13 protein-coding genes are annotated in these 11,376 nt (G+C 41.4%); 2 read left to right on the top strand and 11 right to left on the bottom strand.

Going from position 1 to position 11,376, the window contains the following annotated elements; translation table 11 throughout:
* Window positions 1–73 precede the first annotated feature (73 nt).
* The 4 genes from B0I26_RS13745 to argC are packed head-to-tail and all read right to left on the bottom strand — an operon-like array spanning window position 74 to window position 4,320.
* Window positions 74–1,231 carry an acetylornithine transaminase gene (locus tag B0I26_RS13745; RefSeq protein WP_111645998.1) on the bottom strand — a complete coding sequence of 386 codons (1,158 nt, stop codon included), beginning with the start codon at window positions 1,229–1,231 and terminating at the stop codon, window positions 74–76.
* Window positions 1,232–2,008, bottom strand: coding sequence for an acetylglutamate kinase (argB, locus tag B0I26_RS13740; RefSeq protein ID WP_111645997.1), 777 nt, complete (start codon window positions 2,006–2,008; stop codon window positions 1,232–1,234). It abuts the gene before it with no gap.
* A gap of 26 nt (window positions 2,009–2,034) precedes the next feature.
* A complete protein-coding gene (argJ, locus tag B0I26_RS13735; RefSeq protein ID WP_111645996.1) occupies window positions 2,035–3,267 on the bottom strand; it encodes a bifunctional ornithine acetyltransferase/N-acetylglutamate synthase in 1,233 nt (410 codons plus the stop codon).
* 15 nt (window positions 3,268–3,282) lie between these two features.
* Entirely contained in the window at window positions 3,283–4,320 is a 1,038-nt protein-coding gene (argC, locus tag B0I26_RS13730) for an N-acetyl-gamma-glutamyl-phosphate reductase (protein WP_111645995.1), read from the bottom strand.
* 204 nt (window positions 4,321–4,524) lie between these two features.
* Here argC and B0I26_RS13725 point away from each other — a divergent pair, with 204 nt between their 5' ends.
* Window positions 4,525–5,208: a Crp/Fnr family transcriptional regulator gene (locus tag B0I26_RS13725; RefSeq protein WP_111645994.1), complete on the top strand. Its 684-nt coding sequence runs from the start codon at window positions 4,525–4,527 to the stop codon at window positions 5,206–5,208.
* A 64-nt stretch (window positions 5,209–5,272) separates the two neighbouring features.
* On the opposite strand, the gene B0I26_RS13720 is transcribed toward B0I26_RS13725, so the two are convergent.
* From B0I26_RS13720 to B0I26_RS13700, 5 genes are read right to left on the bottom strand one after another with little or no spacing between them, the layout of a single operon-like run.
* Window positions 5,273–5,986 (bottom strand): YwiC-like family protein, encoded by a 714-nt coding sequence (locus B0I26_RS13720; RefSeq protein WP_111645993.1) that lies wholly within the window; start codon window positions 5,984–5,986, stop codon window positions 5,273–5,275.
* 44 nt (window positions 5,987–6,030) lie between these two features.
* Entirely contained in the window at window positions 6,031–6,261 is a 231-nt protein-coding gene (gene moaD, locus B0I26_RS13715) for a molybdopterin converting factor subunit 1 (RefSeq protein ID WP_111645992.1), read from the bottom strand.
* The gene (locus tag B0I26_RS13710; RefSeq protein WP_111645991.1) at window positions 6,258–6,728 is read right to left on the bottom strand and encodes a molybdenum cofactor biosynthesis protein MoaE; all 471 of its coding nucleotides are present in this window, start codon (window positions 6,726–6,728) and stop codon (window positions 6,258–6,260) included. The genes moaD and B0I26_RS13710 overlap by 4 nt, the downstream gene beginning before the upstream one ends.
* Complete coding sequence (mobB, locus tag B0I26_RS13705) at window positions 6,725–7,234, bottom strand: molybdopterin-guanine dinucleotide biosynthesis protein B (RefSeq protein ID WP_111645990.1); 510 nt, start codon at window positions 7,232–7,234, stop codon at window positions 6,725–6,727. Before mobB ends, B0I26_RS13710 begins: the two co-directional genes overlap by 4 nt.
* Window positions 7,231–8,505: a molybdopterin molybdotransferase MoeA gene (locus B0I26_RS13700; protein ID WP_111645989.1), complete on the bottom strand. Its 1,275-nt coding sequence runs from the start codon at window positions 8,503–8,505 to the stop codon at window positions 7,231–7,233. The genes mobB and B0I26_RS13700 overlap by 4 nt, the downstream gene beginning before the upstream one ends.
* Before the next feature lie 305 nt (window positions 8,506–8,810).
* Between B0I26_RS13700 and ric the strand changes: the two genes are divergently transcribed.
* Window positions 8,811–9,524 (top strand): iron-sulfur cluster repair di-iron protein, encoded by a 714-nt coding sequence (gene ric, locus B0I26_RS13695; protein ID WP_111645988.1) that lies wholly within the window; start codon window positions 8,811–8,813, stop codon window positions 9,522–9,524.
* A 79-nt stretch (window positions 9,525–9,603) separates the two neighbouring features.
* Here the strand turns inward: ric and moaA are convergent, their stop codons facing one another.
* Together moaA and modB are read right to left on the bottom strand one after the other, a co-directional pair.
* A complete protein-coding gene (gene moaA / locus B0I26_RS13690) occupies window positions 9,604–10,614 on the bottom strand; it encodes a GTP 3',8-cyclase MoaA (protein WP_111645987.1) in 1,011 nt (336 codons plus the stop codon).
* Window positions 10,615–10,633: 19 nt separating this feature from the next.
* Window positions 10,634–11,287 carry a molybdate ABC transporter permease subunit gene (modB, locus tag B0I26_RS13685; RefSeq protein WP_111645986.1) on the bottom strand — a complete coding sequence of 218 codons (654 nt, stop codon included), beginning with the start codon at window positions 11,285–11,287 and terminating at the stop codon, window positions 10,634–10,636.
* Window positions 11,288–11,376: the final 89 nt, after the last annotated feature.

Here is an 11,376-nt window from a genome sequence, read left to right as displayed (position 1 = left end):
ACCTCACGATTGAATTTTTATTTAAACATAAGCATTTTTATACATAAAATTCAATAAAGGGGCAGCTACTTTATTAATTAGCTGCTACATTTTCCTTTATAAGTGTATATTGGATCATCTTCACCGCTTCATCGATTTCATCTTTACGGACAACAAGCGGAGGCAATAGACGAATGACATTCGGGCCGGCTGTTAATACAAGCAAACCATTGGCATGAATATTTTTAATTAGTTGAGCAACATCATACTTACATTCAATTCCAATCATTAAGCCAAGTCCTCTCACTTCCTTGACGACATCAACATCTTTCAACGCTTCCTTTAACTTTTGCAGAAAATATGTTCCTTTTTCCGATACTTCCTGCAAAAATTTCTCTTCAAAGATGACTTGCAGTGTCGCTTTGGCTGCTGCCATCGCAAGCGGATTGCCGCCAAATGTAGAACCGTGAACCCCGGCAGTAAAGGAGTTTCTTAAAAACTCCTTTCCAATCATGGCCCCTACTGGAAAGCCGCTTCCTAATCCTTTTGCAACCGTAATAATATCTGGGGAAATGCCGTAATGTTGATAGGCAAATGCTTTTCCCGTTCTTCCAATACCTGTTTGTACTTCATCGACGATCAACAAGGCTCCGTATCGTCTGCAAAGCTCTTCCATTGCCTTTAAGAAGGACGCATCAGCCGGAATTACACCGCCTTCTCCCTGTACCACTTCAACCATAACCGCGGCAATTTCTTCATTCATTTCTTTTTCTAATGACGAAATATCGTTATAAGGGAGGTGAATAAATTCCGGTAAAAGCGGTCCAAATCCTTTGTGAATCTTTTCCTGTCCAGTCGCTGACATCGTTGCAAATGTCCGTCCGTGGAAGGACTGCTTAAACGTAATCACTTTTGAGCGCCCTGTATATTTGCGCGCCAGCTTTAATGCTGCCTCGTTCGCCTCGGCACCGCTGTTGCAAAAGAACACTGCATCACCGTTGCAATGCTGTACAAGCAGCTGCGCTGTTTCTTCCTGCAATTCATTTTCGAACAAATTTGAAACATGCCATACTTTTTTTAACTGCTCTTCAAGCGCTTCCTGTACAGCGGGATGACGATGACCGAGGTTACAAACCGCAATTCCCGCTACAAAATCTAAATACTCTTTTCCATCTTTAGCCATTACTTTCGTTCCTTCAGCTGATTCCACCGCAATCTCCCAACGGTTATATGTAGGAAATAAGGCTCCCATTTAATAAACCCCCGCTTCTTTCATAATTTTTGTGCCGCATATTTCACCATTGGCTGAGAAAAATGGCAGCTTGCCGCTTACGATAATGACTTCATGCAGCGGACCAGCAATGGATTCAATCGCTGCTTTTACTTTCGGAATCATGCCGCCGTAAATCGTCCCTTCATCAATCATTTCTAAAATCATCTCAACGGTCGCATGTTCGACTAATGTTCCATTTCGTAAAATTCCAGGAACATCGGTGACAAATAATAAATGTTTTGCCGCAAGCGCCATCGCCACCGCCCCTGCCGCCGTATCAGCATTAATGTTATATTTCTGCCCTGTTTGATCACAACCGATTGGAGCAATCACGGGGATATATTCGGAAGCAGTTAATTGCTGAAGAAGCAAATGATTTACATTTGTTACTTCCCCAACATATCCTAAATGCTCTACATCAATTGGTTTCGCTTCGATTAAATTCGCATCAATCCCTGAAAGCCCAATTGCCTTCAATCCTTTTTTCTGCAACAGCGAAACAAGCTGCTTATTCACTTTTCCCGCTAAAACCATCTCGACCACTTCCAGCACTTCACTCGTCGTTTTCCGCAAACCGTTGACAAACTCGCTTGCAATGTTTAATTGTTTCAACATTTGCCCGATTTCCGGACCGCCGCCATGGACGATCACAATGTTCATTCCTCTGTTTTTCATTTCTTTTAAACTATGAAAAAATGATTCCGATAATTCGCTTAACACGCTTCCCCCGCATTTAATGACTATTGTCTCCGCCATTTTTCTCTCCCCTCTAGCAAAATCACTCACGTACGGTAACTTGCATTAATTTTCACATAATCGTAAGTTAAGTCACAGCCCCAGGCAGTTCCTCTTCCCTCTCCGACATGAAGATTTACTTCAATGACAATTTCTTCGTTTTGTAAATATGCAGTCGCTTCTTCTTCGGAAAAGGCTTGCGGCTGACTAGCTTTTAACATGACAATCTCTCCGATCGAAACATCGACATTATTTGGATCAACTGTTGCATCGCTATGTCCAATCGCTCCGATAATTCTTCCCCAGTTGGCGTCGGCTCCGTAAACAGCTGTTTTTACTAAATTCGAACCGACAATTTTCTTAGCGACTTGTTTCGCTTCCTCATCGTTTGCCGCTCCTGTCACACGCACCTCGATTAGTTTCGTCGCTCCTTCTCCGTCTTTAGCAATTTGCTTCGCTAAGTCTTCGCACGTCTTTTTTAACGCCTCGTAAAATTTATGCCACTCTGGATGATTTGGCGTAAGTTCGTTGTTTTCCGCCAACCCGCTTGCCATCACAACAACCATATCATTTGTTGACGTTTCCCCGTCTACTGTAATTTGGTTAAAAGAAACATCTGTTATAGAGCGGAGAGCCGCCTGCAGCGAGTCTGATGAAATATTGGCGTCCGTCGTTATAAATGCAAGCATCGTTGCCATATTCGGATGAATCATTCCGGAGCCTTTCGCTGCTCCGCCAATCGTTACGACTTTTCCGTCGATTTGTGTTTGGTAACAAGCTTTCTTCATTACGGTATCTGTCGTTAAAATCGCTGTTTGAAAAGCGATGGCATCGTCCGCTAAATTACTCGGCCGTAATTGTTTGATCCCGGCACGGATTTTATCCATTGGAAGAAATTCACCAATAACTCCTGTTGAAGCTACTGCCACTAAATGAGGCTGAAGCCCGAGTTGCTCTGCGCATAAATTTCTCATTTCATATGCATCTTTTAATCCTTGTTCTCCCGTGCAGGCGTTCGCACACGCGCTGTTTACGACAACAGCTTGAAGCTTTTGTTCGACGGCGATGCTTTGCTGCGTCACTTTTAATGGTGCTGCCTGGAAATGGCTTTGTGTATAAACAGCAGCGCATGAAGCAGGGACATCACACACAATGACACCTAAATCTTTTTTTGTATAGCGAAGCCCGGCATGTACTCCCGCTGCCTTAAATCCTTTCGGTGTGACGATTGTTCCTTCTGCGATATGTTGAATCTCATCTTCTTGCTTCGTAACAACCATTGTTTCTCCCTCCCATTATGGATAAACCGGCATAAACTGTAATCCTGTATCTTCTTCGATTCCCATCATAATATTCAAATTTTGAATCGCCTGACCTGCCGCTCCTTTTACTAAGTTGTCAATGACAGAAACAACTGTAATTCTTCCCGTACGTTCATCATAAGCAATTCCGATATCACAATAGTTGGAGCCGTAAACCTCTTTTGTTGACGGATAATTTCCACGCTCGCGAATGCGCACAAACTTTGCAGACTCATAACTTGTTTTATATAAATCTACTAACATTTCCGCTGACAGCTCTTTTTTCGCTTGGGCATAAATCGTTGCCATAATTCCGCGCGTCATTGGAATTAAATGTGTGCTGAATGTAATCGGTTTTATCTGTTCGTTCCACTTCAGCAACATTTGCTCAATTTCCGGAATATGTTGATGTTCATTCACTTTGTATATTTTTACATTCTCGTTTGTTTCCGAAAAATGCGTGTTAAGAGAAACGTGGCGTCCGGCTCCTGAAACTCCGGATTTTGCATCAATGACAATCGAGTCTTCTTTAATAAGACCGTTTTGTACAAGCGGTGCTAAACCGAGCAGCGTTGCTGTCGGATAGCAGCCTGGATTGGCGATAATTTTAGCATCATTAACTTCTGCCCGATTCCATTCAGAAAGACCGTATACTGCCTTTTCTAAATATGTTTGAGGAGGCGCTGTACGTTTATACCACTGTTCATAAACATGACCTTCTTTTATCCGAAAATCACCGGATAAATCAATCACCTTAACACCGCACTCGTAAAACCGTGGTGTCAGTTCGCTTGATACTCCGGGCGGTGTCGCTAAAAAAACAATATCCGATGTTTTGGAAATTTGTTCGACATCAATTTTTTCAAGCATGGACGATTCAGCCTGCTGCAGATGAGGATAAACAGCTGATAAAGCTGTTCCCTCCTGAGAAGATGAGTGAACAGATTGAACATGTACAAATGGGTGGTATTGCAAAAATCGAAGCAATTCCACTCCGCCATATCCTGTTGCTCCAATAATTGCTATTTTCATAATAAGCCTCCTAAAAATCTCTTAAATTAGTTAACATTATAATACTGTATAAAAATAAAATCAAATGTATATTTAATTATTTTTTAAATTATTTGATTCCTCAACACACTTTCCATATTTACTAGCATAAATATAGTGAAAATATGTATAATATGGTTACATGTTTTTCAAATATATGACTTATGCAGAAAAGATGGGGAAGGAATGCAAACGATTTCTAATGAACTTGAAGAATTATTAAATATGGTCCATTACAATAAAGAAATAAAAAAGGGAACGTATTTATTTCATGAAGGCGGGGCAGCCGATGAAATTTATTATATTCAATCGGGAAAAATACAAATAAGTAAAACAGCAGCAGATGGGCAGGAACTTACATTAAGAATATGCAGTGAAGGCGAGCTTATCGGGGAACTTACTCTTTTTTGCGCGCCGGCGAAATATATGCTAAGTGCCAAGGTAGTTGAAGATGGCGTTGTTTCCGCTATCAAAAAAGATGTTCTTGAAAAAAGCCTGCTAAAAAACGGCAAGCTGGCGTTACAGTTTATGAAGTGGATGAGCGATCATTTTCGAAAAACACAAACAAAATTCCGTGACCTTATTCTCCATGGAAAGAAAGGCGCCCTTTATTCGACCCTTATCCGCATGTGCAACAGTTATGGAATCATGAAAGAAGACGGTATTTTAATTAATTTGCAATTAACGAATCAAGATTTAGCGAATTTTTGCGGCACATCACGCGAAGTAGTCAACCGCATGCTGAGCGAGCTGCGAAAAAAAGGAATCATCTCGATGCGAAAAGGAAAAATTAAAATTCATAATTTAAAATATTTAAGAGAAGAGATTAATTGTGAAGATTGTCCGCCAGAAATATGCAGAATCGATTAACCGTGAAGGCTAACTCTGCAGAAAAATTTCTTTGACTTCAGAGTCAGCCTCTTTCGCCCACATGTTATAAAAGAAAGAACATAACTAAAAGGAAATATGCGGAGTTAACAATTTCTAAAACACCGACTTTCATTACTGACAACGATTTTCCGTATAGATACAGCGCCCTTATTACGCTTGGTGCATAGGCAATAGCCAACAACGGATAACCGACGATGACTAATCCGATTATTAACAGTAAATGGTATCCCCATGATGTCCATTTATATATAGCATTCTTTTTTTCGCGAATCATTGTTTTGACATAGAAAGTGCTTCCGATAAAAAACAGAAAGCAAAACATATAAATTTCCCACGCTGTCATATTTAGGCGGCCTTGTCCGATATAGAAGCTTGCAAGTCCGCCGACGCCAAACGCCGCTATTGCTGCCATATCATTCAAAAGAGCCCGATCATTTTTCTTTTTTGCATAATAAAGATTAATAAAGAAAAACGGCAGCATGGCAAACCCAAAATAGATTAATGTAAAATCGTAAATAAGCGGAATGATCAACAAAACGATAGCGAGAAGAAAATAAGTGACAGCCCACTTAAAAAAATATTCTTTTCTTTTATTTTTGACGGCCATCAACATTGGATATGTTGCTAAGTATAAAAACAACCAGCCGAAAAATAAAGGAATATGAAGCCACGAAACTCCTCCTGCATAAGCTCCTAATGCAAACGGGATTACCAGCATTGCCCACGCGCCGTGTTGTTTTGGAATAAGCGGTTTCATAAACCGACACCTCAGTTCGTTCATTTTTTGGCGGAAGACAAAAATCATCCTCCGCTTACCGGCGGAATAAATGCGACCGTATCTCCCGGATGAATGAGCTCACTTTCTGAGGCGTACTCCTCATTCACAGCAACCATCACATGCTGTAAATCGATATTGTATTCTGATTCTAAATGGTTCTTTAACTGTTTGACCGCCAGCGGTGCACAATTCAATTGGATTCGCTCTTTTCCGATTGCCTCTTGCAAATGGGCAAAAAAGAGTATTGTTATCACTGTAAATCCTCCTCTTCCGGCTTTCCAGTTGGATACGCCTTTGTTTCTAATTGGTTTCCAACCCACTCTTCTCCATTTTCCCAATGCTCTTTTTTCCAAATTGGAACAATTTGTTTAATTCGTTCAATCGCATATTGATTCGCCTCATAAGCGTCCTTGCGATGAGGGGTAGAAACAGCAATGACAACAGCGATATCAGAGATGTCTAACTTTCCAATGCGATGAGTAATCGCCACTTTAGCATCCGGCCATTTTCGGGCAATTTCTTCGCCGATTTCTGCCAGCTTTTTTTCTGCCATCGAAACATAAGCTTCATATTGTAAAAATAATGTTCTTTTGCCGTTTGTAAATTCCCGGACTGTTCCGATAAATGTAGTGACTGCCCCCGCTTCTGGGCGAATTACTTTTTTTACTACTTCTTCAATGGAAATTGGTTCTTTCGTAATCGTAAATCGTTGACTGTTCACATCGCATCCCTCACATCATTCATAATCCATTGTATATATTGCTTCTCATCTTCGATCGAAAAGATGGGATAATCGATTGCAAATGACTTAGATAACGTTGTCCATGCAATAACCGCAATTATATTTTCCAACGAAGTCAAAAGCTCTATGTCATCGTCCGACCGCAGCATCACGATTTTCGGATATTTCTCTTTTTTAAATCCTTCGACGAAGACAACATCGACTGGAAAGAAGGAATAAATGTGTAAAATTTGTTGCAGCGACCATTTATCTTGAATCGCCTGCAGTTGCAATAATCCGTTCCCCTCTACTGAAGAAACGACGGCCCCTGCTTGGCGGTGCCGGTTTGAATCATTCCATTGTTCAGACAAATCCGGATAACCGCCATGCCCGTGGTGTTTCACCGCCCCTACTCTGTACCCTTGATGTGCGGCTTCTTTTATAAGTTTTTCGACAAGCGTCGTTTTTCCGCTATTTTTATAGCCGACAACTTGCAAGATTTTCATGATTCCTCTCCAAACTGCGAGCTTCCTTCTTCGTCTTCTAACAGGAGCACATCGACAAGCGCTCCCTTTTCGAACCCTCTTGTCCCTCCCGGAAGCACCATCAACGCATTCGCCTTGGCAAGAGAAGTTACGATGTTTGACTTATCCATTCCTGATGGTAAAACAAAAAGCTGCCCACGGTCATATGTGACATAACTTCTGACAAATCTCGTAAACGGATTCGGTTTAGGAAAATCGGCCTGCAAAATCGCTTTTGTTTGCCGCAAATATGGGTTTGGCGAAAACATCATTGTGCGAACGACCGGCCGGACAAACAATTCATAGCCGACGTAGCAAGCTGACGGATTACCGGAGAGCCCAAATAACAATTTTCCATTTAATTGAGCTACGGTCGTTACACTTCCCGGGCGCATCGCAATTTTATTAAACAGCACTTCTGCCCCGAGCCGTTCATAAATGACCGGCAAATAATCGTAATCGCCGACGGAAACCCCTCCTGTCGTAATAAGAATATCTACGTTCTCCAATGCGCTTTTTATCGCCGTAAAACACTCGTCCACATCATCAGCAAGCTTTCCAAAATAAACGGGAAGTGCTCCATTTCGGATAATTTGCGCGCAAATCATATATGAGTTGCTGTTGCGGATTTTTCCCGGAACAAGCGGCTCAGACACATCCAATAACTCGCTGCCGGTCGCGAAAATGCCGATTCTCGGTCTTTTCGCCACTTTTACTTTTGAATAACCGAACGTTGCCAATAACGCTTGTATGCCCGGATTAATGAAAGTTCCTCTTTGAACTAATACAGTCCCTTTTTTTGCATCCTCTCCTTGAAAAGAAATATTGTCTCCCGGCTTAAATGGACGTTTAATCGACATGTATTTTCTACCGTCACGTTCATATTGTTTCGTCAGTTCCAGCATGACAACCGCATCGCATTCAGGCGGCATTTGCGCTCCAGTCATAATGCGCACCGTTTGAAACGGCTGCACTGCTTTTTCAGCGACCTTGCCGGCACCAATTTCTTCAATCACTTCAAACTCGACTGGATTCGTTGAGCTGGCAGCGGCAGAGTCAATGGCACGAATGGCAAATCCGTCATACGGCGAACGGTCAAACGGCGGAACATCATGATCGGCGATTAACGGCTCCGCTAAATAGCGCCCGTACGCATCTTCTAATGAAACGGTTTCTATCTCTCCCGCTTTTGCATAAATCATCACCCTTTTAACCGCCTCGGAAACAGGAATCGGTGTTCTTCTTTCAACCATAATCCATCCCTCTCTACATTTTTCTATCATTAAAAACATCATAGCTTCTTCTAGTTTATCATTCCGGCCACATGTATCGGAAATATTCTGTATTATGCAATAGGTCAGCCATTCCTTTCTACTATTGACATTGTATCGAAAATAACAAGCGAATGGTTATGATTTTTATCACAAGTTTAATATTACTGATAAATAAGACACGACTTTGTCAAAATCTGTTCAAAAATGTGATGCAGGTCACTTCTTCACAATAAAAAAGAAGTTATGCTTGCAATGTAACCGATAAATTAAAGGGGGATTGTCCAATGGAGAAAAAATTTACAGAACAATCGATCATCGGTGAAATTGTGACCGCTTTTCCAAAGGCAAGCGATTTATTTAAAGCATATAAAATTGATTTTTGCTGCGGCGGAAACCGTCCTTTAGGGGAGACGTTAAAAGAAAAAAATTTACCTGTTGACGAAATATTACAACAACTTAATGAAGAGTATGCAAAAACAGCTGAAAAAATCGACAAAAATTGGTCGCAAGTCTCCTATTCCGAGCTTATTAACCACATTGTCCAAACGCATCACCGCTATTTGGCGGAAGAGCTGCCGCAGCTCAGCCCTTATGTGACGAAAGTATTACGGGTACACGGTGCCGAACATCCCCATTTAGCAAAAATTCATAAACTGTTTAATGAATTAAAAACGGAATTAGAACAACATACGCTCAAAGAAGAAACAAAAGCATTTCCGCTTATTTTACAATTCGAGCAAAATCCGACAAACGAAAATGAAGAAGCAATGAAGCAAGTGATTCGCGAACTTGTCACCGAACACGATACAGCTGGGAATATCATAAAAGAAATTCGTGAAATTACGTCTGATTTCACTCCACCACAAGAGGCTTGCAGAACATATCAGCTCGTTTATAAACGACTTGAAGCGTTAGAAACCGATCTTTTTGAACATATTCACTTAGAAAATAACATTTTGTTCCCGCGCGTTCTTGCTGAAAGCACGATAAAAGCATAACAGCAGCAAAAACGGACTGGCCCATTTCTTGAGTCAGTCCGCTTTTTATCACGTTCAAGTTAACATAACATAGAACTCTCTATCCGCCGATATAAGACATTTCAATCTTTTTCCGTTCTTTAGCACTTTGTTCTGTCCGTTCATCGGAATATCGGTCAGTTCGTTTATTCCATGTCGCGATAATGAATTCCTCAATGCGTTCTTTTTCAGCTCCCTGTCTTAAAAGCTCCTTTAGCGACACTCCTTCTGCGGCAAATAAACATGTATATAATTTTCCATCCGCAGAAACTCTTGCTCTTGTGCAGCTTCGGCAAAACGATTCGGTCACAGAAGCAATAAAGCCGACTTCCGTATTCGTGCCTGTGTAGCGATAACGGCTGGCGACCTCACCAAAATAGTCAGGTTCTACCGGCTCAAGCGGATGAATTTGACAAACTTGTTCATATATCTCCTTTTTCGTGACAACGTGGGAGAAATCCCAGCCGTTTGACGTACCAACGTCCATAAACTCGATAAAGCGAAGCGTAATACCTTCCTGTTTAAAATAGCGCGCCATCGGTACAATTTGTGAATCATTTAAGCCTTTTTTAACGACCATGTTTACTTTTACTTTCAGTCCCGCTTTTTTCGCTGCCTCAATTCCTTTTAAAACCGGAGCAACCCCCACTCCAACGCCGTTCATTTTCTTAAAAACGTCATCGTCAAGAGCATCGAGGCTTACATTTACCCGCTGCAATCCAGCCTGCTTTAAAATTTCCGCCCACTTTACTAAATGCACCCCGTTTGTTGTTAAAGCAATATCTTTAATTCCGTCGATTTTCGTCAATTTTTCAATAAAAACAGCTAAATCTTTTCTTAGAAGCGGCTCGCCTCCTGTGATGCGGACTTTTTCAACTCCTAAATCGGCAAAACTATGAGCAAGCATCACCATTTCATCAACGGTTAACAATTCGTTTGGCTGTAAAAAGCGAAAATCGGGGCCAAAAATTTCCGCCGGCATACAATAAACGCAGCGAAAATTGCATTGATCTGTCACAGAGATGCGCAAATCTTTTAACGGACGACCTAAGCGATCGACAATTCGTTTCATCAAATGACACTCCTAAAATTTATTTAAAAATCGTTGAGCATAATAATAACAAAAAGGAAAGGACGATTGTCACTAATACCCACATCCAAGCCATTGTCATATTTCCTGATTCAATGGCGACAAAAATTGCTGTCGGGATCGTTTCCGTCTTTCCAGGAATATTCCCGGCAAACATGAGAGTAGCGCCAAATTCCCCTAATCCTCTTGCAAACGATAAAATCGCTCCGGAAACAATTGCCTTCATCGATAAAGGGATCGATATATAGAAAAATACTTGAAATTCATTTGCACCATCTAGCCGTGCCGCTCCTTCCACTGCTTCATCGACCGATTCAAAGCCTGATTTTGCTGATTGGTACATCAACGGAAAAGAGACAACGGCTGAAGCAATGACGGCAGCCCACCATGTAAACATAACCGGATGATGAAAAAGCGCTTCAATCGCTTTTCCAATCGGGCTGTTTTTTCCGAAAAGAATGATTAAAAAAAAGCCAATTACCGATGGTGGAAGAACGAGCGGAAGCATGAAAAAAGTTTCTAAAATGGTTTTCCCCCTGAAACGACGGCGGGACATCCACTTTCCCGCAAAAAGTCCCGCCACTAATACGATGATTCCTGCTGTAAGTGAAACTTTCATCGACAGCGCGATCGGCAGCCAAAATTCCATCGTCATGTTTGCTACCCTCTCTCATCATTGTATAAAATCATTCTATATTCAGTTGTGACATGTTTCACAGATTGTCTCTTTCTTTCACTTTATAA

This window comes from Paranoxybacillus vitaminiphilus, assembly GCF_003259935.1.
GTDB lineage: Bacteria > Bacillota > Bacilli > Bacillales > Anoxybacillaceae > Paranoxybacillus > Paranoxybacillus vitaminiphilus.
The sequence above is the reverse complement of the archived record's forward strand: the minus strand, read 5'-3'. Positions and strand labels throughout refer to the sequence as shown.